The sequence below is a fragment of the Serratia sp. CY37869 genome (assembly GCF_052168895.1).
Taxonomy (GTDB): domain Bacteria; phylum Pseudomonadota; class Gammaproteobacteria; order Enterobacterales; family Enterobacteriaceae; genus Serratia; species Serratia ureilytica.
In genome coordinates this window covers 1,155,548-1,176,722 of the sequence record NZ_JBJNLU010000001.1, presented here as the reverse complement: position 1 = coordinate 1,176,722, position 21,175 = coordinate 1,155,548, and the positions used below count along the sequence as shown (strand labels likewise).

22 protein-coding genes are annotated in these 21,175 nt (G+C 58.7%); 9 read left to right on the top strand and 13 right to left on the bottom strand.

All coding sequences use genetic code 11. The features are described 5' to 3' along the window. Positions 1-79: 79 nt before the first annotated feature. Positions 80-961, top strand: coding sequence for a leucine-rich repeat domain-containing protein (locus ACJ8J1_RS05670; protein WP_033643348.1), 882 nt, complete (start codon positions 80-82; stop codon positions 959-961). A 49-nt stretch (positions 962-1,010) separates the two neighbouring features. On the opposite strand, the gene lpxM is transcribed toward ACJ8J1_RS05670, so the two are convergent. The 3 genes from lpxM to znuA all read right to left on the bottom strand — a co-directional run bounded on the left by lpxM (position 1,011) and on the right by znuA (position 4,416). Continuing rightward, positions 1,011-1,979, bottom strand: a complete 969-nt coding sequence (gene lpxM / locus ACJ8J1_RS05665; protein WP_033643349.1) for a lauroyl-Kdo(2)-lipid IV(A) myristoyltransferase — start codon at positions 1,977-1,979, stop codon at positions 1,011-1,013. A gap of 149 nt (positions 1,980-2,128) precedes the next feature. Further along, on the bottom strand, positions 2,129-3,451 hold the full coding sequence (gene mepM / locus ACJ8J1_RS05660; protein WP_033643350.1) for a murein DD-endopeptidase MepM: 1,323 nt from the start codon (positions 3,449-3,451) through the stop codon (positions 2,129-2,131). Between the two features lie 20 nt (positions 3,452-3,471). Then, on the bottom strand, positions 3,472-4,416 hold the full coding sequence (gene znuA / locus ACJ8J1_RS05655; RefSeq protein ID WP_033644289.1) for a zinc ABC transporter substrate-binding protein ZnuA: 945 nt from the start codon (positions 4,414-4,416) through the stop codon (positions 3,472-3,474). Between the two features lie 78 nt (positions 4,417-4,494). Here znuA and znuC point away from each other — a divergent pair, with 78 nt between their 5' ends. Continuing rightward, a complete protein-coding gene (znuC, locus tag ACJ8J1_RS05650; RefSeq protein ID WP_004932357.1) occupies positions 4,495-5,253 on the top strand; it encodes a zinc ABC transporter ATP-binding protein ZnuC in 759 nt (252 codons plus the stop codon). Next, positions 5,250-6,035 carry a zinc ABC transporter permease subunit ZnuB gene (gene znuB / locus ACJ8J1_RS05645; protein ID WP_033643351.1) on the top strand — a complete coding sequence of 262 codons (786 nt, stop codon included), beginning with the start codon at positions 5,250-5,252 and terminating at the stop codon, positions 6,033-6,035. Before znuC ends, znuB begins: the two co-directional genes overlap by 4 nt. A 61-nt stretch (positions 6,036-6,096) precedes the next feature. Here the strand turns inward: znuB and ruvB are convergent, their stop codons facing one another. From ruvB to ACJ8J1_RS05610, 7 genes are all read right to left on the bottom strand, one after another. Further along, entirely contained in the window at positions 6,097-7,101 is a 1,005-nt protein-coding gene (gene ruvB / locus ACJ8J1_RS05640) for a Holliday junction branch migration DNA helicase RuvB (RefSeq protein ID WP_033643352.1), read from the bottom strand. 19 nt (positions 7,102-7,120) lie between these two features. Continuing rightward, complete coding sequence (gene ruvA, locus ACJ8J1_RS05635) at positions 7,121-7,732, bottom strand: Holliday junction branch migration protein RuvA (RefSeq protein WP_033643353.1); 612 nt, start codon at positions 7,730-7,732, stop codon at positions 7,121-7,123. Positions 7,733-7,844: 112 nt separating this feature from the next. Continuing rightward, positions 7,845-8,366: a crossover junction endodeoxyribonuclease RuvC gene (gene ruvC / locus ACJ8J1_RS05630; protein WP_004932367.1), complete on the bottom strand. Its 522-nt coding sequence runs from the start codon at positions 8,364-8,366 to the stop codon at positions 7,845-7,847. A 57-nt stretch (positions 8,367-8,423) separates the two neighbouring features. Further along, positions 8,424-9,167 (bottom strand): YebC/PmpR family DNA-binding transcriptional regulator, encoded by a 744-nt coding sequence (locus ACJ8J1_RS05625; RefSeq protein ID WP_004932370.1) that lies wholly within the window; start codon positions 9,165-9,167, stop codon positions 8,424-8,426. A gap of 19 nt (positions 9,168-9,186) precedes the next feature. Continuing rightward, positions 9,187-9,633, bottom strand: coding sequence for a dihydroneopterin triphosphate diphosphatase (nudB, locus tag ACJ8J1_RS05620; RefSeq protein ID WP_004932373.1), 447 nt, complete (start codon positions 9,631-9,633; stop codon positions 9,187-9,189). Then, positions 9,633-11,417 carry an aspartate--tRNA ligase gene (aspS, locus tag ACJ8J1_RS05615; RefSeq protein WP_103681808.1) on the bottom strand — a complete coding sequence of 595 codons (1,785 nt, stop codon included), beginning with the start codon at positions 11,415-11,417 and terminating at the stop codon, positions 9,633-9,635. Before aspS ends, nudB begins: the two co-directional genes overlap by 1 nt. Before the next feature lie 74 nt (positions 11,418-11,491). Then, a complete protein-coding gene (locus ACJ8J1_RS05610; RefSeq protein WP_103681809.1) occupies positions 11,492-11,683 on the bottom strand; it encodes an FmdB family zinc ribbon protein in 192 nt (63 codons plus the stop codon). Positions 11,684-11,937: 254 nt separating this feature from the next. On the opposite strand from ACJ8J1_RS05610, the gene ACJ8J1_RS05605 reads away from it, so the two are divergent. From ACJ8J1_RS05605 to cmoB, 5 genes are all read left to right on the top strand, one after another. Next, positions 11,938-12,516 carry a hydrolase gene (locus ACJ8J1_RS05605; protein WP_033643355.1) on the top strand — a complete coding sequence of 193 codons (579 nt, stop codon included), beginning with the start codon at positions 11,938-11,940 and terminating at the stop codon, positions 12,514-12,516. Positions 12,517-12,568: 52 nt separating this feature from the next. After that, on the top strand, positions 12,569-13,384 hold the full coding sequence (locus ACJ8J1_RS05600; protein ID WP_096242837.1) for a DUF72 domain-containing protein: 816 nt from the start codon (positions 12,569-12,571) through the stop codon (positions 13,382-13,384). Positions 13,385-13,486: 102 nt separating this feature from the next. Beyond that, positions 13,487-13,882 (top strand): MAPEG family protein, encoded by a 396-nt coding sequence (locus ACJ8J1_RS05595; RefSeq protein ID WP_004932387.1) that lies wholly within the window; start codon positions 13,487-13,489, stop codon positions 13,880-13,882. 102 nt (positions 13,883-13,984) lie between these two features. Beyond that, the gene (gene cmoA / locus ACJ8J1_RS05590; RefSeq protein ID WP_033650946.1) at positions 13,985-14,728 is read left to right on the top strand and encodes a carboxy-S-adenosyl-L-methionine synthase CmoA; all 744 of its coding nucleotides are present in this window, start codon (positions 13,985-13,987) and stop codon (positions 14,726-14,728) included. Then, on the top strand, positions 14,725-15,696 hold the full coding sequence (cmoB, locus tag ACJ8J1_RS05585) for a tRNA 5-methoxyuridine(34)/uridine 5-oxyacetic acid(34) synthase CmoB (RefSeq protein ID WP_033643358.1): 972 nt from the start codon (positions 14,725-14,727) through the stop codon (positions 15,694-15,696). Before cmoA ends, cmoB begins: the two co-directional genes overlap by 4 nt. Positions 15,697-15,732: 36 nt before the next feature. On the opposite strand, the gene ACJ8J1_RS05580 is transcribed toward cmoB, so the two are convergent. Both ACJ8J1_RS05580 and ACJ8J1_RS05575 read right to left on the bottom strand, forming a co-directional pair. Further along, positions 15,733-17,583, bottom strand: a complete 1,851-nt coding sequence (locus ACJ8J1_RS05580; protein WP_033643359.1) for an FKBP-type peptidyl-prolyl cis-trans isomerase N-terminal domain-containing protein — start codon at positions 17,581-17,583, stop codon at positions 15,733-15,735. Further along, positions 17,580-17,984 carry a hypothetical protein gene (locus tag ACJ8J1_RS05575; RefSeq protein WP_033643360.1) on the bottom strand — a complete coding sequence of 135 codons (405 nt, stop codon included), beginning with the start codon at positions 17,982-17,984 and terminating at the stop codon, positions 17,580-17,582. Before ACJ8J1_RS05575 ends, ACJ8J1_RS05580 begins: the two co-directional genes overlap by 4 nt. A 443-nt stretch (positions 17,985-18,427) precedes the next feature. On the opposite strand from ACJ8J1_RS05575, the gene ACJ8J1_RS05570 reads away from it, so the two are divergent. Continuing rightward, on the top strand, positions 18,428-20,248 hold the full coding sequence (locus tag ACJ8J1_RS05570; protein WP_033643361.1) for a hypothetical protein: 1,821 nt from the start codon (positions 18,428-18,430) through the stop codon (positions 20,246-20,248). 131 nt (positions 20,249-20,379) lie between these two features. On the opposite strand, the gene cutC is transcribed toward ACJ8J1_RS05570, so the two are convergent. Then, positions 20,380-21,138 (bottom strand): copper homeostasis protein CutC, encoded by a 759-nt coding sequence (cutC, locus tag ACJ8J1_RS05565; protein WP_033643362.1) that lies wholly within the window; start codon positions 21,136-21,138, stop codon positions 20,380-20,382. Between the last annotated feature and the right edge of the window lie 37 nt (positions 21,139-21,175).

The window sequence follows — 21,175 nt, the reverse complement described above, 5'->3', positions numbered from 1 at the left end:
GCCGCAGACGAAATGCCGGCCGGCTCACCTAGGCCGGCATTTTTTTTGCTCTGACACTGCCATTACGACGGAGAACGCCATGCTCCACCAGCACAATCCCGCCTCGACCTATGATGAGCTCGAGCTCGATGGACGCGGCCTGACGCAGCTCGACGAATCGCTGTTTGCTGGCCACGCGCTGCGCAAGGTCAGCCTGTACAACAATCAGCTGACGGCCTTCCCTACTCCCCTATTCCGGCACCAGAATCTGCGGGTGCTGAACATCTCTTGCAATCAGCTCGACCGTCTGCCGCCGGAGATTGGTCAGTTGCAACAGCTCGAGATGTTCGATTTTGGTCACAACCGCGCGAGCGAACTGCCTGTAACATTGGGGCAGCTGCACCGGCTGAAATACCTCTACCTGAGCGATAACGGCTTTAGCGACCTGCCGCGTGCGCTGGCGCAACTGCAGCAGTTGGTTTACCTCAACGCGACCGATAACCAGCTGACCGCCTTGCCGCAGGCAATACCGAGGCTGGCGGCGTTGCAGGAGCTGCGTTTATACAACAATCGCATCCGCAGCCTGCCCGGCGAAATCGGGCAACTGCGCGCGCTGCGCGAGTTGCATATCATGAAAAATGCCCTGACCACGCTGCCGGCGGAAATGGCTCTGCTCGGCGAGCTTGAAATACTCGATGCGGCCAACAATGCCATCACCGAACTGCCGGCAGCCTTCTGCCGCCTGCCGCGATTGAGCGAGCTGAACCTGCGTTTTAATCAGTTGACGCGCCTGCCGGAAAATATCGGTGAGCTCACGGCGCTGAGAAGTCTGGATCTGCGCGCCAACCGCCTGAGCGATCTGCCGGAAAGCCTCGGTGAACTGAGCCGGCTGCGCAAGCTGGATCTACGCTGGAATGATTTCACCCACACGCCCAACGTCATTGAGATCCTGCGGGCGCGCGGCTGTATGGTGCACATCTGAAGTGACGCCGGCCAGGGTGCGGCCCGACCGGCGTTAGCGGTAGATAGGATTAACGATACAGATCGTCGCGCGAGTAGGGTTCAATCTCCCCTTCCTTGCGCGTCTTCAACAGTTTGAGGATCCAGGTGTACTGCTCCGGGTTCGGGCCCACCAGATTCTCCACCTCTTCGTTCATGCGGCGGGCAATGCGCGGATCGTCCGCTTCGGCCAGATCGTCCATCGGCTCGCGAATATAAATATCCAGCATGCTGGTTTTGCCGTCGTACACCGGGAACAACGGCACGATCGCCGCACGACACACTTTCATCAACCGCCCAACCGCCGGCAACGTCGCCTTATAGGTGGCGAAGAAGTCGACAAACTCACTGTGCTCAGCACCGTGATCCTGATCGGGCAGATAGTAACCCCAATATCCCTGGCGAACCGAACTGATAAACGGTTTGATGCCGTCATTGCGCGCGTGCATGCGGCCGCCGAATTTACGACGCACGGCATTCCACAGGTAGTCGATCAGCTGATTGCGCTGATTGTGGAACATCGCCGCCATCGGTTGACCGCGCGCGGCCATCAACATCGCCGGCACATCCACCGCCCAGCCATGTGGCACCAGGAAAATCACGTTGCGCCCTTCCGCGCGGATCTTGTCCAACACCTCTTCACCGTGCCAACGCACGCGCTTGAGCACTTTTTCCGGTTTGGTGCAGGCCAGTTCCGCCATCAGCACCATCGACTGCGGCGCACAGGCGAACATCTGGTCGATAATGTGCTCACGCTCGCTTTCCGGCAGTTCCGGCAAGCAATACAGCAGGTTGATGCGGGCACGACGACGCGCCCCTTTCGCCAGCTTGCCGGCCAGTGTGCCGATCGCCCCCAGCATCGGATCGCGCAGGCGCGCAGGCACCAGAGAAACGCCGGCCATCAGGCCGGTTCCCAGCCACACGCCCCAGTAGCGCGGGTATAAAAAGGCTTTTTGAAACTGCGGGATGAACTCTACGTTCGATTTCTTCTCGTTTTGCATGCACATGCTCTTCGCTTAGCAATTCGGCTAATCATAATTGCCATCACCAATTTTGCAATTAACAACCGCGAACCGCCCAGATAAAACAGCATCGGCCCGCAATCAGGCCGATGAAATTAACGGCGCCGGAGCGCCGGAAAAAGGGGACGTTAATCCAGTTGCAGCTGAGGAACCACTTCCTTCACCTGCGCCAGATAATCGCTGCGGTCTTTGCCGCTCAGGCCTTCGGAACGCGGCAGTTTGGCCGTCAGCGGGTTCACCGCCTGTTGACCGGTCCACAGTTCAAAGTGCAGGTGCGGCCCGGTGGAGCGGCCGGTGTTGCCGGAGAGCGCTATGCGATCGCCACGCTTCACCTTCTGGCCCGGTTTCACCAGCAGCTTTTTCAGGTGCATGTAGCGCGTGGTGTATTGGCGGCCGTGGCGGATCGCCACATAGTTGCCCGCTGCGCCGCTGCGCTTGGCGATCACCACCTCGCCGTCGCCGACCGCCAGCACCGGCGTGCCGACCGGCATGGCGAAATCGACGCCCTTGTGCGGCGCCACGCGGCCGGTCACCGGGTTCACCCGGCGCGGGTTGAAGTTGGAGGAGATGCGGAACTGTTTCATGGTTGGGAAACGCATGAAGCCGCGCGCCAGGCCAGAGCCCTGACGATCGTAGAACTTGCCGTCCTCGGCGCGGATCGCATAGTAATCTTTGCCGCCCGTGCGCAGACGCACGCCCAACAGTTGGCTTTGCGATTTCTTGCCGTCGAAATGTTCGCGCGACATCAGCACGGAGAACTGGTCGCCCTTGCGCAGTTTGCGGAAATCGAGCTGCCATTGCAGCGCCTTGATCACCGCATTAATTTCGTTACGGCTCAACCCGGCGTCGCCGGCGCTGCTGACGAAGCTGCCGTTAACGCGGCCGCTGATCACATTGTTGCGCCATTCGCCCTGCTGCGCCTCTTTCGACTCTTTGAAGCTGTTGCCGACGCGATCGTAGGTGCGGGTTTCGCGACGAGAAACCTCCCAGGTCAACTGCTGCAGATCGCCCGCTTCGTTCACGGTCCACGACAGCTGTTGGCCGATCTTCAGGTTGCGCAGATCGCGGTTTTGCGAAGCCAGCAGCGTGACATCCGACATATCGATGCCGTACTGCGTCAGAATGCTGCCGAGGGTATCGCCGGTGGAAACCACATATTCATGCACGCCATCATCGCCGGCATCCTTCTGGTCCAGCTCATCCTGCGGGATTTCATCATCGGGGGTGGGTTGGTCGGCATCTATCGGTTCACTGGCTTCGGGGAGCAATGACCGCAACTGGCTGGATTCTAACTCGACGCTCTTGGCGATGGGATTGTGTTCTGGGTGGTAAACAAAAGGCCGCCAAACAGCGACGGCCAATGTGACGACTGTCAGCGACCCCAGCATGACGCGGTGGGGCCGTGGCAGGTTGTTATACGCCAGAGCGATAGTTCGGACTATCTGCTGCACTCGATATTATCCTCATAAGCTTACTTCAGGCAGCTCACGTACTGGCTTGACAACTGTGTCAGGAATTTCCCGTAGCTGTCCTTCCCCAGCGCGATGCCGATGCCCAGCGGGTCCAGCGTTCCGGAACGCACAGTGGTACCCTTGGCGACGGCATTGATTACGGCCGGCCTGAATTGTGGCTCAGCAAAAACGCATACCGCTTTCTGCTCAACCAACTGTGTTCGAATTTGGTGTAGGCGCTGTGCTCCAGGCTGAATTTCGGGATTGACGGTGAAATGGCCCAGCGGACTCAAACCGTAGTGTTTCTCAAAGTAGCCGTAAGCATCATGAAAAACAAAATAACCCTTACCTTGCACAGGCGTAAGCATGTTACCAACATTTTTGTCAGTTTGCGTCAGCAGATTCTCGAACTGGCGCAGGTTTGCGTCTAATTTGTCCTTATTTTGCGGCATAAGTTCCAACAATCTGTCGTGAATCGCGATCGCGGTCACTTTTGCCACCTCCGGCGACAGCCAAACGTGCATATTGTACTCGCCGTGATGATGCCCATGATCGTCATCAGCATGGTTATGCGCCTCGCCTGCATGATCATGATCGTCGTCATCTTCGCCTTTCATCAGCAGCGGCTTCACCGCGGGCAGTTCGCTGATGGCGAGTTTGCGGGTTGCCGAGATAGGCACCAGCGCCTTGGTCAGGAACGCTTCCATATCCGGTCCGACCCACAGCACCAGGTCGGCAGAACGCAAACGCTGAATATCGGAAGGCCGCAGCGCGAAGTCGTGCGGCGAAGCGCCATCCGGCAGCAGCACCTCGGTCGGCGTCACGCCGTCGGCGATAGCCGAAGCGATAAAGCCCAGCGGACGAATCGTCGTCACCACCGCCGCGGAAGCGCTGCTCAGCGGGCCGGCCATCACGAGTGCGCTGGCCAGCAGCGTGCGCTGCAGCCATTTATTTTTCTGTGCCATCATCAGTAATCCCATCGTTTTCATCAACAAGGCGTGATATTATAACATTCGCTTCGTTCTGCAACCTGTAATCTCGAGATGTCTACACTGATAACGCTAAAAAATATCTCCGTCGCCTTCGGCAGCCGCAAGGTGCTGTCGAATATTTCCCTCAGCCTGCAGCCCGGCCGTATTCTCACCCTGCTGGGCCCGAACGGCGCGGGTAAATCCACGCTGGTGCGCGTAGTGCTGGGATTGGTAAAACCGACCGCCGGCACGCTGGAGCGTGAGCCCGATCTGCGCATCGGCTACGTGCCGCAAAAGCTGCACCTCGACGCTACCCTGCCATTGACCGTCAGCCGCTTTATGCGCCTGAAGCCGGGCGTAAAGAAAGCCGACATTCTGCCGGCGCTCAAACGCGTGCACGCCGCCCACCTGCTCGACCAGCCCATGCAAAAGCTCTCCGGCGGCGAAAACCAGCGCGTGCTGCTGGCGCGAGCGCTGCTGAATAAACCGCAGCTGCTGGTGCTGGACGAACCCACGCAAGGGGTGGACGTCAATGGCCAACTGGCGCTGTACGATCTGATCGATCAGCTGCGCAAGGAGCTGGGGTGCGCCGTGCTGATGGTCTCGCACGATCTGCATCTGGTGATGGCGAAAACCGACGAGGTGTTGTGCCTCAATCAGCACATCTGCTGCTCCGGCGCGCCGGAGGTGGTGTCGATGCATCCCGAATTCATCGCCATGTTCGGCAACCGCGGCGCAGAGCAGCTGGCGGTGTATCGCCACCATCACAACCACCGTCACGACCTGCAGGGAAGAATTGTCTTGAAGAAAACCGGGAGCCGCGAAGCATGATCGAATTGTTACTTCCCGGCTGGCTGGCCGGGGTGTTGTTGGCCGGCGCCGCCGGGCCGCTGGGCTCCTTTGTGGTCTGGCGCCGCATGTCCTACTTCGGCGATACCCTGGCGCACGCCTCGCTGCTCGGCGTCGCCTTCGGTCTGCTGCTGGACATCAATCCTTTCTATGCGGTGATCGCCATTACGCTGCTGCTGGCCCTGGCCCTGGTGTGGCTGGAGCGCCGCCCGCAGCTCTCGGTGGATACGCTGCTCGGCATTCTGGCCCACAGCGCGCTGTCGCTGGGGCTGGTGGTGGTGGCGCTGATGTCCAACGTGCGGGTCGACCTGATGGCCTATCTGTTCGGCGATCTGCTGTCGGTCACGCTGAGCGACATCGTGATGATCGCCGGCGGCGTCGCCGTGGTGCTATTGGTGTTGTGGTGGCAATGGCGCGATCTGCTGTCGATGACCATCAGCCCTGAGCTGGCGCACGTCGACGGCGTCAATCTGGCGCGGGCGCGCACCGTGCTGATGCTGGTCACCGCCTTGACCATCGGTCTGGCGATGAAATTCGTCGGCGCGCTGATCATCACCTCGCTGCTGATCATCCCGGCGGCCACCGCTCGCCGCTTCGCGCGCACGCCGGAGCAGATGGCGGGCATCGCGGTGCTGCTCGGGATGGTGGCGGTTACCGGTGGCCTGACCTTCTCGGCGTTTTACGATACGCCTGCCGGCCCTTCGGTGGTGCTCTGCGCCGCCGTGCTGTTCACACTGAGCCTGTTTAAAAAACAGCAGGCTTGATTAAAGCCGGGATATGACGAGGGCCGCATCTGCGGCCCTTTCTTATTGGCGGATTAAAAACTTACGCTTCGCGTTCGAGGCCGAAATGCCGGTAGGCGTGCTGCGTCGCCAGACGGCCGCGCGGCGTGCGCTGGATAAAGCCCTGCTGGATCAGGAACGGTTCGATCACGTCTTCGATGGTCTCACGCTCCTCGCCGATCGCCGCCGCCAGGTTATCCAACCCGACCGGGCCGCCGGTAAACTTGTCGATAATCGCCAACAGCAGTTTGCGATCCATATAGTCGAAGCCTTCGGCATCGACGTTGAGCATATCGAGCGCCTGCGCCGCCACCGCGCCGCTGATCACACCGTTGGCACGTACTTCGGCGAAGTCGCGCACCCGGCGCAACAGACGGTTGGCGATACGCGGCGTGCCGCGCGCGCGGCGGGCCACTTCATGGGCGCCCTCGTCGGACAGCTCCAGCCCCAGACAGCCGGCGCTGCGCGAGACGATGTGCTGCAGATCGGCTACCTGATAAAACTCCAGCCGCTGGACAATGCCGAAGCGATCGCGCAGCGGTGAAGTCAGCGAACCGGCGCGGGTGGTTGCGCCCACCAAGGTAAACGGCGGCAGATCGAGCTTAATCGAGCGCGCCGCCGGCCCTTCGCCGATCATGATATCCAGCTGATAGTCTTCCATCGCCGGATACAGCACCTCTTCCACCACCGGTGACAGACGGTGAATTTCGTCGATGAACAACACGTCATGCGGTTCAAGATTGGTCAGCATCGCCGCCAGATCGCCCGCCTTCTCCAGCACCGGGCCGGAGGTGGTACGCAAATTCACGCCCATTTCGTTGGCCACGATGTTGGCCAGGGTGGTTTTCCCCAGCCCCGGCGGACCGAAGATCAGCAGGTGGTCGAGCGCGTCGCCGCGCTGCTTGGCCGCCTGGATGAAAATCTCCATCTGCTCGCGCACGTGCGGCTGGCCCACGTATTCGGTCAACAGCTTGGGACGAATGGCACGATCGAGGACTTCTTCCTCGTTGAGCGGTTCGGCGGAGATCAGGCGATCGGCTTCAATCATTATCTACCTCTTAGCGGCCTTACAAAGCAGCGCGCAACGCGTCGCGGATCAGGGTCTCGCAGTCGGCACCCGGTTTGGCAATTTTGCTGACCATGCGGCTGGCTTCCTGCGGCTTATAGCCCAGCGCCACCAATGCCGAGACCGCTTCGGCCTCCGCATCCGCCTCAGGCGCTTTCTCAGCGGCGGACGGCAAGCTGATCTCGCTGCTGTTGAACAGATCGCCGTTGAGCCCTTTGAAGCGGTCTTTCATCTCTACCACCAGGCGTTCGGCGGTTTTCTTGCCCACGCCCGGCAGCTTGACCAGCGCGGTGATCTCTTCACGCTCCACCGCGCTGACGAACTGCTGCGCGGACATGCCGGACAGGATCGCGAGCGCCAGTTTCGGCCCGACGCCGTTGACCTTGATCAGCTCGCGGAACAGCGCGCGTTCTTGCTTATCGTTGAAACCATACAGCAGTTGCGCGTCTTCGCGCACCACGAAGTGGGTAAACACGATGGCCTCTTGCCCCAGTTCCGGCAGCTCGTAAAAGCAGGTCATCGGCATGTGCACTTCATAGCCCACGCCGTTCGCCTCCAATAACACCAGCGGCGGCTGCTTTTCCAGAATATTTCCTCTGAGACGACCTATCATTTACCCTCCTGCAGAATGACCGGGCATGGCGCCCTGCCATGCCGTTGCTGGTAAAGCTTATAACATAAAAAAGGCTGGATGAATATCCAGCCTGAGCAATCATCGCTTCGCGTCAGCGCAAACGCCCGCGCGCCAGGTTAAGCCGCCCTTCGCTCATCCGCAGCACGTTCTGGCTGAGGTGGCAGTGGGTGATGGCGATGGCCAGGGCATCGGCGGCGTCCGCCTGCGGGTTGGCCGAGAGTTTGAGCAGCGAGCGCACCATGTGCTGCACCTGCGCCTTTTCGGCTGCGCCGGTGCCGACCACGGTTTGTTTGACCTGCCGCGCCGCATACTCGAACACTTCCAGATTCTGATTCACCGCCGCGACGATCGCGACGCCGCGCGCCTGGCCGAGCTTGAGCGCCGAATCCGGGTTCTTGGCCATAAACACCTGTTCGATGGCGAAGAAGTCGGGCTGAAACTGGGTGATGATCTCGCTGACGCCGGCGTAAATCAGCTTCAGCCGCGTCGGCATGTCGTCCACCACCGTGCGGATGCAGCCGCTGGCGATATAGCTCAACTGGCGCCCCTGCTGGCGGATAAGGCCATAGCCGGTGACGCGTGAGCCGGGATCGATACCGAGTATGATCGCCATATCTACATCCACCTTGCATGCACGGCGCCGCCTGATGGCGGCGCCCGTTTTACCGGATTACAGCGTCGCCGCCACTTCGTCGGAGATCTCACCGTTATGGTAAACTTCCTGCACGTCGTCGCAGTCTTCCAGCATATCGATCAGGCGCAGCAGCTTAGGCGCCGTTTCCGCGTCCATGTCGGCCTTGGTCGATGGGATCATCGACACTTCCGCCGCTTCGGCTTCGAAGCCCGCCGCGGTCAGCGCGTCTTTCACCGCGCCCAGGCTTTCCCAGGCGGTGAACACGTCGATGGCGCCATCGTCATAGGTCACGATGTCTTCCGCACCGGCTTCCAGCGCCGCTTCCATCACGCTGTCTTCATCCAGGCCCGGTGCGTAAGTGATTACGCCCTTCTTGGTGAACAGGTAGGCAACGGAACCGTCGGTACCCAGGTTGCCGCCGCATTTGGTGAAGGCGTGACGCACTTCCGCCACGGTGCGGTTACGGTTGTCGCTCAGGCATTCGATCATGACGGCGGTGCCGCCAGGGCCGTAGCCTTCGTAGATGATGGTTTCCATGTTGGTATCATCATCGCCGCCCACGCCACGCGCGATCGCCCGGTTCATGGTGTCGCGCGTCATGTTGTTCGACAGCGCCTTGTCCATCGCCGCGCGCAGACGCGGGTTGGAATCCGGATCGCCGCCGCCCAGCTTCGCGGCAGTGACCAGCTCACGAATAATCTTGGTGAAAATTTTACCGCGCTTGGCGTCCTGCGCCGCTTTACGGTGCTTTGTGTTGGCCCACTTACTATGACCTGCCATAAAAAATCTCCGAAAAAAACTACTGGACTGAATTGATCACGAACTCTTCAATCGCCTGCTGATTGCTCCACGACTTGGTCAACTTCACGGCCTCGGCCGCCTCAAGCCATTGGTAAGCGTGATGCTCGGTAATCACCGGATCGCGCTCCTCGGGCAACGCCAGACAGAACCAGTGCTCTTTATTGCGCGTGGTTCCCGGCGCATAGCGATGTCGCAAATGGACAAAGAGTTCAAACTCCACGCAGCGTTGGCAATCGAACAACGGCAGGTGCTCTGCTTCGATATCGATGCCGACTTCTTCCATGACTTCACGCCGCGCGGCATGCGGCGGCGACTCATCCTGCTCCAGACTGCCGGTGACCGACTGCCAGAACTCGGTATCGTCGCGCCGCTGTAACATCAGCACCCGACCACTGGATTTCGCGTAAATCACTACCAGGATAGATTCAGGGCGCTTATAACTCATCACTCGCTCTCTTGTTCCGCACCGGCTTTCTTTACCACGCTGATCGCCAGCTCCTGTAGCGACGCCGGGTTGGCGAGGCTCGGGGCGTCGGTCATCAGACAGGCCGCCGCGGTGGTTTTCGGGAAGGCGATCACGTCGCGGATATTGTCGGTGCCGGTCAGCAGCATCACCAGACGGTCCAGGCCGAAGGCCAGGCCGGCGTGCGGCGGCGTGCCGTACTTCAGCGCGTCCAGCAGGAAGCCGAACTTCTCGCGCTGTTCGTGTTCGTCGATGCCCAGAATGCTGAATACCGTCTGCTGCATTTCGCTGCGGTGAATACGCACCGAACCGCCGCCCACTTCGTAACCGTTGATGACCATGTCATAAGCGTTGGCGATAGCGTTGACCGGCGCTGCGGCCAGCTCTTCCGGGCTCATGTCGCGCGGCGAGGTGAACGGGTGGTGCATCGCCGCCAGGCCGCCCTCTTCGTCTTCTTCGAACATCGGGAAGTCGACCACCCACAGCGGCGCCCAGCTGTCGAGTTGGGTCAGCCCCAGATCGCGCCCCAGCTTCAGGCGCAGCGCGCCCATCGCATCGGTGACAATCTTGAAGCTGTCTGCGCCGAAGAACAGGATGTCACCGGTCTGCGCGTCGGTACGCGCCAGGACAGCTTCCAGCACTTCCGCGCTGAGGAATTTGGCGATCGGGCTCTGCACGCCTTCCATGCCGGCGGCGCGGTCGTTGACCTTCAGCCAGGCCAGGCCTTTCGCGCCGTAGATGTTGACGAAAGCGCCGTACTCGTCGATCTGCTTGCGGGTCAGCTGTGCGCCGCCCGGTACGCGGATCGCCGCCACGCGGCCTTTGGCGTCGTTGGCCGGGCCGGAGAACACTTTGAACTCGACGTCCTTGACCAGGTCGGCCACGTCCACCAGCTCCAGCGGGTTACGCAGGTCCGGCTTATCGGAACCAAAGCGACGCATCGCTTCGGCGAAGGTCATGACCGGGAAATCGCCCAGATCCACACCCTTCACGTCCAGCCACAGTTCACGCGCCAGTTTCTCCATCACTTCACGCACCTGGTCGGCGGTCATGAAGGAGGTTTCGACGTCGATCTGGGTAAATTCAGGCTGACGGTCCGCACGCAGGTCTTCGTCACGGAAGCATTTGACGATCTGATAGTAACGATCGAAGCCGGACATCATCAGCAGCTGTTTAAACAGCTGCGGAGACTGCGGCAACGCGTAGAATTTGCCCTTGTGCACGCGGCTCGGCACCAGGTAATCGCGGGCGCCTTCCGGCGTCGCTTTGGTCAGCATCGGCGTTTCGATGTCGAGGAAGCCGTGGCTGTCCATGAAGCGGCGCACGAAGCTGGTGATTTTGGCGCGGGTCTTCAGACGCTCGGCCATTTCCGGGCGACGCAGATCCAGGTAGCGGTATTTCAGGCGCGCTTCTTCGCTGTTGACCTGGTTGGAGTCCAGCGGCAGCGGCTCGGAGCGGTTGATGATCTCGAGCGCGTGGGCAAACACTTCCACTTCGCCGGTGGCCATATCTTTATTGATCTGGCTGTCCGGACGCGCACGCACGGTGCCGACGATCTGGATGCAGAACTCATTGCGCAGGTCGTAGGCCTTGTCGAACGCCACTTTCTCGTCCGGATCGAAGAACACCTGCACGATGCCTTCGCGGTCGCGCATATCAATAAAGATCAGGCCGCCGAGATCGCGACGACGATTGACCCAACCACACAGAGTGACTTCCTGGCCCACGTGGGACAGATTCAACTGCCCGCAATATTCAGTACGCATACGCTATCCTTTTACACAGCCGATGCCGCGCCGGGCTAGTGCGCCCCTGTCGCGCGGCTGTTATCTGATAAATTCTACTTGTTACCCGGTTTAAAATCCGTCGCATACCAGCCGGTGCCCTTAAGCTGGAAACCGGAAGATGAAATCAACTTGGTCAACGCGGGCTGCCCACACGCCGGGCAGTCTGCCAGCGGCGCATCGGAAAATTTTTGCAATTTCTCTAACCGATGGCTGCAAGCACCACATGCATATTCATAAATCGGCATAGGTCGTTGGATTAAAGAGTGTTGAAAAAAGGGAGTCATTATAAAGGAAATTCATCCGCCCGATAAGTGCGAACACAGCATTGTTACTGCACTAAATGGCGCGTTTTTGTTCGAATCAACACATCGGTTAACAAATTTCCCATTAACCTGCGACAGTTTTTTCACGTAGCCTGATTCTCCCCCGGTTTTGCGCCGAACGCAGCTCGCCCGACGCGCCGAACAGTTTTTATCCACTTCGCAACGAGATGAAATCCATGCTGAAACTTGACGCCCAAACCACCGCTCTGGTGCTGATCGATTTGCAAAACGGCATTCTGCCCTACGCCGGCGGCCCGCACGGCGCCGACCAGGTGGTGGCGAACGCCGCCCTGCTGGCCGCGCGTTTTCGCATGCTGGGCGCGCCGGTGCTGTTGGTGCGCGTCGGTTGGTCAGACTCCTTCGCCGAGGCGCTGAAACAACCGGTGGATAAACCGGCTCCCGCGCCCGCCGGCGGTTTGCCGGCCACCTGGTGGGAGTTCCCCGCGCCGCTGGCGGTCTGCGACAGCGATATTCTGATCACCAAGCGCCAATGGGGCGCCTTCTACGGCACCGATCTGGACTTGCAGCTGCGCCGTCGCGGCATCAAATCCGTAGTCTTGGGCGGCATATCCACCAATATCGGCGTGGAATCCACCGCCCGCGCCGCCTGGGAACACGGCTATGAGCTGGTGATCGCCGAAGACGTCTGCAGCGCGCAGAACGCGGAAATGCACCGTTTCGCGTTCGAACACATCTTCCCGCGTTTGGCGCGGGTGCGCGACACCGGCGAAATTCTTGCCGCGCTCGACCGGTAACGTTAAGTTGTAGCCTGATAAGCCAAGCACAAGTAAAGGAAGACGAGCCGTGATCTACATCGGACTGCCACAGTGGCAACATGCAGCCTGGAACCGTATCGGGCTGCGCGACTTGGCGGATTACAGCCGCTACTTCAACTGCGTGGAGGGCAACACCACCTTCTATGCGCTGCCGAAGCTGGAAATCGTGCAGCGCTGGCGCGACATGACCGGCGACGATTTTCGCTTTTGCTTCAAATTCCCGTCGGACATCAGCCATAAGGCCGCCCTGCGCAACTGCGCCGCCGAGCTGCAGGCGTTTTACCACTGCCTGAGTCCGGTGCATCAACGCATCGGGCAATTGTGGCTGCAGTTGCCCGCCGCCTTCGGCCCCGATGAGCTGCCGCGCATGTGGCAGTTCTTCGAAAGCCTGCCGCAGGAGTTCACTTACGGCGTCGAAGTGCGTCATCCGGCATTTTTCGCCAAAGGCGAGGAAGAGCGCGCGTTGAATCAGGGGCTGCATCAGCGCGGCATCAATCGGGTGATCCTCGACAGCCGCCCGGTGCATCACGCCGCCCCTAATACCGCCGCCGTGCGCGATGCCCAGCAGAAAAAACCGAAGCTGCCGGTGCACGCGTTAGTCACCGCCGACCAACCGCTGGTGCGTTTTATCGGCGGCGACCAATTGGCCGACAACCTGCGCTGGTTCGAAGCCTGGCAGCAAAAACTGCCGCTGTGGCAGCAACAGCATCAACCGTATCTGTTTATTCATACGCCGGACAACGGCGATTCACCCCAGCAAGCGCAAAAAATTTGGCAGCAGCTTCGCCGGGCGATCCCCGATTTGCCTGCGCCGCCGGACTGGCCAGAGCAAGATGCACTGTTTTGACCTATTAATCTGACCAATAACATCAAATATTTCCCCGCGACAGTGAATACAATGACGGCTATGATGCTGGCTGCCAGTTTTGGTTAGGGAACGGAGTTAAAAATGGTAAGCGCGCTTTATGTGGTGCTCGGCGCATTGTTGTTGATCAAACTCTCTTATGACGTTGTCAGATTAAGGATGCAGTACCGCGTAGCCTACGGCGACGGCGGTTTTTACGAATTGCAGACCGCCATCCGCGTGCATGGCAACGCCGTTGAATACATTCCTATCGCTGCTGTATTGCTGGTGATTATGGAAATGAACGGCGCAGAAATCTGGATGATCCACCTTTGCGGCCTGATGCTGATGGCCGGGCGACTGGTGCATTACTACGGTTTGCGCAACCGCGAGGTTCGCTGGCGTCGTTCGGGCATGGCCGCGACCTACATCTCTTTGTTGTTGATGGTTCTGGCAAATATCTTCTATCTGCCCTGGGATCTGATTTTCAGCCTGCATTGATCCCGTTTTATCATCAGGCGGCCGCGCCGCCTGCTTCCGCTCCGCTTTTTTACGCTTTTCTGTTAGACTACGCAGCTTCGAATTCTGAACTGATTTGCCGCTATGCCAAACCGCGATACTCTTTTCTCAGCCCCCATCGCCAAACTGGGCGACTGGACCTTCGACGAACGCGTCGCCGAAGTGTTTCCCGACATGATCCAACGCTCCGTTCCCGGCTATTCCAACATCATCTCGATGATCGGCATGCTGGCCGAACGTTTTGTGCAACCCGACAGCCGGGTGTATGACCTGGGCTGCTCGCTGGGCGCGGCGACGCTGTCGATGCGGCGGAATATCAGGGTGCCCGGCTGCACTATCGTCGCCGTCGACAATTCGCCGGCGATGGTGGAACGTTGCCGCCGCCATATCGACGCCTTCCGCGCCGACACGCCGGTCGACGTCATCGAAGCCGATATTCGCGACATCGATATCGAAGACGCCTCGATGGTGGTGCTGAACTTTACGCTGCAGTTCCTCGAACCTGCCGATCGCCTGCGTCTACTGGAAAAAATTTATCGTGGCCTGCGCCCGGGCGGCGCACTGGTGCTGTCGGAAAAGTTCAGCTTTGAAGACGCCGAAGTCGGCGAGCTGCTGTTTAACATGCACCACGATTTCAAGCGCGCCAACGGGTACAGCGAGCTGGAGATCAGCCAAAAACGCAGCATGCTGGAAAACGTGATGCTGACCGACTCGGTGGAAGCGCACAAGGCGCGTCTGCAACAGGCCGGATTCGAGCATGCCGAAGTGTGGTTCCAGTGCTTCAACTTCGGTTCATTGATCGCTCTGAAAGCGGGGGATGCGCAATGATCGAGTTTGGTGACTTCTATCAGCGGATTGCCAAGAGCCCCCTCAGCCACTGGCTGGATACGCTGCCCGCTCAGCTGAGCGCCTGGCAGCGCGAATCGCTGCACGGCAAATTCAAGCAGTGGTTCAACTCGGTAGAGCATTTGCCGACGCTGACTCCCACCCGTCTCGATCTGCTGCACGGCGTGCGCGCCGAGATGGAGCCGGGGCTGTCGCCGGGCCAGCTTGAAGGCATCGAGAAAATGCTGCGCACCCTGATGCCGTGGCGCAAAGGGCCCTTCTCGCTGTATGGCATCGATATCGATACCGAATGGCATTCCGACTGGAAATGGGATCGCGTACTGCCGCACATTTCTCCGCTGGCCGGCCGCACCATTCTCGACGTCGGCTGTGGCAGCGGCTATCACCTGTGGCGCATGATTGGCGCCGGCGCACACTTCGCCGTGGGTATCGATCCGATGCAGCTGTTCCTGTGCCAGTTTGAAGCCGTGCGCAAACTGTTGGGCGGCGATCAGCGCGCCCATCTGCTGCCGCTCGGCATCGAGCAGTTGCCGGATCTGGCGGCGTTCGACACCGTGTTCTCGATGGGGGTGCTGTATCATCGCCGCTCGCCGCTCGATCATCTCTATCAGTTGAAAAATCAGCTGGTGGCTGAAGGTGAGCTGGTGCTGGAAACGCTGGTGGTGGAAGGCGACCGTCACCAGGTGCTGGTGCCGGGCGATCGTTATGCGCAGATGCGCAACGTGTATTTCATTCCTTCCGCCGAAGCGCTGAAATGCTGGCTGGAGAAGTGCGGCTTTGTCGACGTGAAGATCGCCGATATGTGCGTCACCAGCCTCGAAGAGCAGCGACGCACTGACTGGATGACCAGCGAATCGTTGGCCGAATTCCTCGATCCGAACGATCGCAGTAAAACGGTCGAAGGCTATCCGGCGCCGCTGCGCGCCGTGCTGACCGCCAAAAAGCCCTAGCGCGCGCTAATCGGGCCGGCCTGCGCCGGCCCGCCTTCACCCGTTACTGACATCGACAATCCGCAGCTCATAGACCATCGTCGCGTTTGGCGGGATCTGCGGCGCATAGCCAGTTTCACCGTACGCCAACGCCGGCGGTACCACCATCGTCAGCGAGCCGTGATTTTTCAGATGGCCGATAGCCTCGCGGAACAACGGCGGATAGGCGGAGAGCGGCTGGGACATCACCTTCCCACTGCGATCCATATCCTGAATCACGCGACCGTCGGTTAAACTTTCTTTCACCACGATATCCACCCGCGCGTTTTCCGTAATGGCCTCATCACCCGCATAATCGATGCGATACCAGAAACCGGAAGGCGACTTCTGCGTGCCCTTCTTCTTTTGGAACTCGGCGACGAACGCCTCACCTTTGCTGGTCTGCGTCTTCGCAGCCTGGTTTCTGGCGTCGTTCACCGCTTTTTCCGACTCCGCCAGTGCGCTGGTCAACTGCGCATCGCTCAACTGGTAATGGCCGTTGAAGGTATCGATCACGCCCGCCAGCAGCGCGGTTTTGTCGGGCGTGATACCCCAATTTTTACGTTCCGCCAGCATTGTTTGAATATCGCGCCCCAAAGCGACACCGGCGGCATAGCTCTGTTGCTCCGGCTTTTTCTTCAGCGCTTGCCTATCCGGCAGCCATTTGGCCCGCGATCTCAGCCCGTCCAGTTCCTCACGCAAGGCTTGCTGCGCCTGATGCGCGGCCGCCAGCTCCGTCGCCGTTTTATCCGCCTGTTGCGCCGCTTTATCCCGTTGCTGCGCAGCCTGCGCGCTTTCCGCCGTTACCACCGCCAAACGTTGTTCCAACGCTTTAGCTTGTTCGGTTTGCGTCTTGTTTTTTTCCTGCAGCTGCGCCAGCTGCAGCTGAAGTTCACCCGCCGCTTTGGCGGCCTCGATCTTTTGTTGCTCCAGCGCCATCTTCAGGTTTTTCTCTTGCTGCTCGGCCTGCTGGCGTTGGTCATCACGCTCTTTTTGCAGCGCTGCCAACTGCTGCTGAAGTTCCCCCGTCGTTTTGGCGGCCTCGGCCTTTTGCTGCTCGAGCGCCATCTTCAGGTTTTTCTCTTGCTGCCCACCCTGCTGGCGTTGGCTTTCCTGCTCTTTTTGCAACTGCGCCAATTGTTGTTGCAGTACGCCGAGCGCCTTGGCGGCTTCGGCCTTCTGCTGTTCCAGTTCAGCGGCGGCCGCTTTTCGGTCCTGTTCATAACGCTGGCGCGCTTTATCGTTGGCAGCTTGCGCCGCCGCCAGTTTCTCCTGCCAAACCTGTTGCTGCGCGTTATCAGACTGTTTTGGCAACGCCGCCAACCGTTGCTCCAGCGATGCGATGCGTCGATCCCGCTCCTCGGTTTGCTGCTTTTGCCGCGCTAACGCCGCTTGCGCCTCGGCGATTTGCGCCTGAGCCTTACGCTCCTGCGGCGTCAGGTTCAGCGCCTGTCGCACGCCGCTGGCAAAGTCGCTCAACGCGCTCAGATCGGGCGCCGAAGCCGGTTTATCGGCAGCCGCCAGGGAAGACGCGACGCGCAACGCGGTCAGCTCCTGCTGCAGTGATTGAATGGAAGCCTGCTGTTGCTCCAGTCGGGCATCTTTCTCGCGCAACGCCTTTTGCCACTGCGCCAGCTGCTTCTTCTTCGCCGTCGCCTCACGCGTTTGAACCTGGCGGGATGCCGACTTCTGGGGGGCCTGGGGTTGCGTGACGGCGGCATCAGCCTCCGCGGCCGGTGCATCCTGCCGCTGGTAGCGCTCGGCAAACTGCAATAACGCCGGCACATCGTCATCCGCAGCGGCCACCGCCGGCGCAAACGCCAACGGTATCATCAGGCTCAGTAACGCCTTTCTCGCACGCGGGGTCATTGGGTGCGCTCTCCACGCTCAGCCAGACCGGTCATCATGGCAGAACTGATGTCTGCGCACAGACGGCTGGTGCGATAACGATACAGGGCGTCAACGGTTTCCTGCGTCCCCGTGTTGACCCGCTGACGCACCCCGGCATACTGCGCGGCGCCGCCCATCAAAGCATCGAATTCGCGTTTGAATTTTTGGTATTTTTCGTTATCCATGCCGCGCATGGCATCCAGCTCGCGCTGGCACTGCTGCATGCGTTCGGCCTCACGTTGCCGTTTGTCTTGCTCCGCAATTTCTTCTGCGCTGGGGGGCTTACTTAAGGTAGAAACAGGCCGCTTGGTGGTCTGGCAGCCGGTCAGGGCCAAGGTCAGCAAAAGCGCAGCGGTCAAACAGTGTGCCGTTCGGGTCATTATCGTTATCTCCTTGTAAAGTCCGCCGTCGACGTGCTCTGTGGCTGCGCCGACGGCTCTCCTCATTGGTGCTGTGATGTTCCGGCCATAAAAACCGGCGGTGAATAGGTATAGAAATGCAGACGCGGTGATGAACGGCAGAGCGCAAATCATTCACCACGACAATACATACCAAAAAATCATTTAATATTATGATATTTAAAGGATTTTAACTCATAAACTTATCAGCAGGGCATGACGAGCGCAAGAGAAGAGATGGCGCCTGACCGACCGATAAACAGCGCAGGAACGGGCGCGGTGTCTTTACAAAGTAACAAGCTAATCCATGCTCCGAACACCGCAGCCTGACCTTCATACTGTATCAGCGCCCAACAAACCTCATCGGCTTTTTAAAACGTCCACCCTGATTGAGAATCATGTTGCCAATCAACAGGAGAGATATCATGGGCAATATGATTAGTGTGAATAACATCAGTGAATTGCGTAATCTGACACCCGCGACAGACGATCAGATTGTCTTTTTAGTTTCTCACTCCACCGGACGTTTCGCCGGCGGCGGCGAATTCTATTATGCGAAAACGGATACAACCAGTACGGACAATAACGGTACCGTAGTGGTTACTGCAGACGGAGCCCGCTGGAAACGACTGGACACTAAGCTTACCTTCGATCACTTCGGCGCCGATCCCAGTGGCACTTTCGCCTCTGACGCGGCAATCAGCGCGACATTAAACTATGCCGCGAGTTTAAAAAACAAAGTGGTCTATGCTTCGGAAAATGCTCAATATCTGCTGACCAGCACTCAACCTATCAACGTCGCAAATGGCGTCACAGTCAGAGGATCCCGCCGCGGTATTGCTCAAGGCCCTGCAAGTCTTACAAACAATGGCCCTAATCGGGCAGGCCTTGCTGACGATAGTGCTTTCATCATCAAAAAGCCGGCAGGTACGGTTTGTTTCGCCTGCGATAAGAACGTTGTCTTTGATGGTTGGTCGTTCCTCTATCCAGATCAGAAATATACTGCCACCCAGCCGGAGGCGTTTGTTCCATACGGAGCCACCATTACCGCAACCGGCGCTCTGTCAGTCGCCAACTGCCGTTATGTAGGCGCCTATGATTTTGTTGAAGCTCGTGGAGAAGCCAACAGCTTTGAGAATATCTACGGTTGGGCAGTACGCTGCGACTACAGGGTTTATGAAAGCAGGGACATCAACAGATTTACCAATGTTCACGTCAATGCCAACGTCGTGCGCCCGACAGAAAACGCGGTGACTGCCTCTATCGCCGTAGCCGGTTCTTGTGCTTTCAATCTCGATCGCCACGACAATACGTTTATGGTGAATGTGTTCTCTTATGGCAAAAAGATCTTTATCAAAACTACAACACAAGGAACCTCCTATTTAGGCGGCCTTAGCCTGAGCAATTTCATGGCAGACAGAAATGGTACCGGAATTGATATCGACTCGGATTCCTCCGCCAATATTCAAATCGCCAACGGTTCTTATATTAATGACTATGGTGATATCGTTGGAGGGTTCCTGGTATTAAGAAAGTCTACTGGCCAATCAAATATCACCCCAGTGCAAATCAGCAATGTTAACTTCGCTACCGCTAATGGACCGAAGGGTTCACTCTCCCCTCAGGCCATTCGCTTCGAAGCGAACGGCGGGTATCAACTTTCATTCAGCAACACCGTCATGCCAATGTGGACGAACGGCAGTCTGAACAATGAAGCGGGTTACAACATTCTTAGAGGCACACTGAGCATTGCGCAACGCAGCTATCAGCTACATGCGGCTCCGCTAAATTGTTTGACGAACAGCAATATGATCGCCATCGGTGCTGACAAACAGCCTGTAGGCTGGTTTATTGATGGGAATCTGACGGCGGATAGCAATACCCTGACGGCCAATGGCGACAACCCGGCTTATAAAGGTTTGGGCCAGCGCATCCATCGGAGCATGGGATTAAGGACATTCTGGGCCATCGCATCCTATATCGGTGAACAATCTACCGCACAAGCCTCGACCGGTATCTGGGCCCGTTCATTCAACGATGACTACACTGACACGATCGAGAGCAATAATGCCATCCCCTGGATGCGCATCGGGAACCTCTATTATGCGCGGTTTGTCATGAATAATAACCGCACCATCCACGATATCCTGATCAATCCCGGTAACGGCAATAATACAGTGCGCATTTTAGCCTGCGGCATTAGCCCGGGTGAAATCTTTGACTTCTCGCCTGACACGTTGCAATAGTCTCTCGCGGCATAAAAAAAGCCCCGGCAAAACGCCGGGGCCTGGTACTTGCGTGATCGCCGAAGGCTCAGTGACACGCAAAGGGGTCTTACGGCCCGGAAACCGGTTATCAAACGCGGTTAGCTGCGTGTTTATGCGCTTTGCGCCAAGGGGTCAACCAAGGCCAGCGCGTTTTTCATCGCCTCCACCATTTCGCCATCCACGCAATAATGGCTAAATTCGTCAAACTCGTTATCGGAACACATGGTGACCCCCGCCTTGCGATAACGCATGGTCGATGGCACCAGATGGCCGGAAGAGCTGTGCAATTCATGCAGGCCGATATCGACAAACTTGTGCAAATTGCTCAGACGCACGCCGGCGCCCGCCATGATCACCGGGCCCTGGCTGGCCTGACGCAAATCACGCAACAGCGGCAGGCCCAGTTCGGCGCTCTGCTGTTGACCGGAAGTCAGAATGCGCGCCACGCCCAGGTCGGTTAGTTGCTCCAGCGCCACCATCGGGTTTTGACACATGTCGAATGCGCGATGGAACGTGACGGCCATCCCTTCGCACAACGTCATTACCTCGCGCATCCGCGGCAGATCGATATGCCCTTCTTCGTCCAGCATGCCGACGACCACGCCGGGGAATCCCAACTCGCGGATCTGGCGGATATCCTGCTTGATCACCTCGAAATCCACCGCGCCATAACAGAAATCGCCACCGCGAGGGCGTACGATCGGATGAACCGGAATCGAAACCCGTTCCCGCGCCAAACGCAGCGTGCCATAACTCGGCGTCAATCCGCCCTCGCTCTGGCTGGCGCATAACTCGATACGATCGGCGCCCGCCCGTTCGGCCGTTAGCGCGCAGTCGACGCTAAAGCAACAAACTTCCAGTTTTATCATTGTCACCCCCAGATAACGGCCAACATACGGCGGCAAT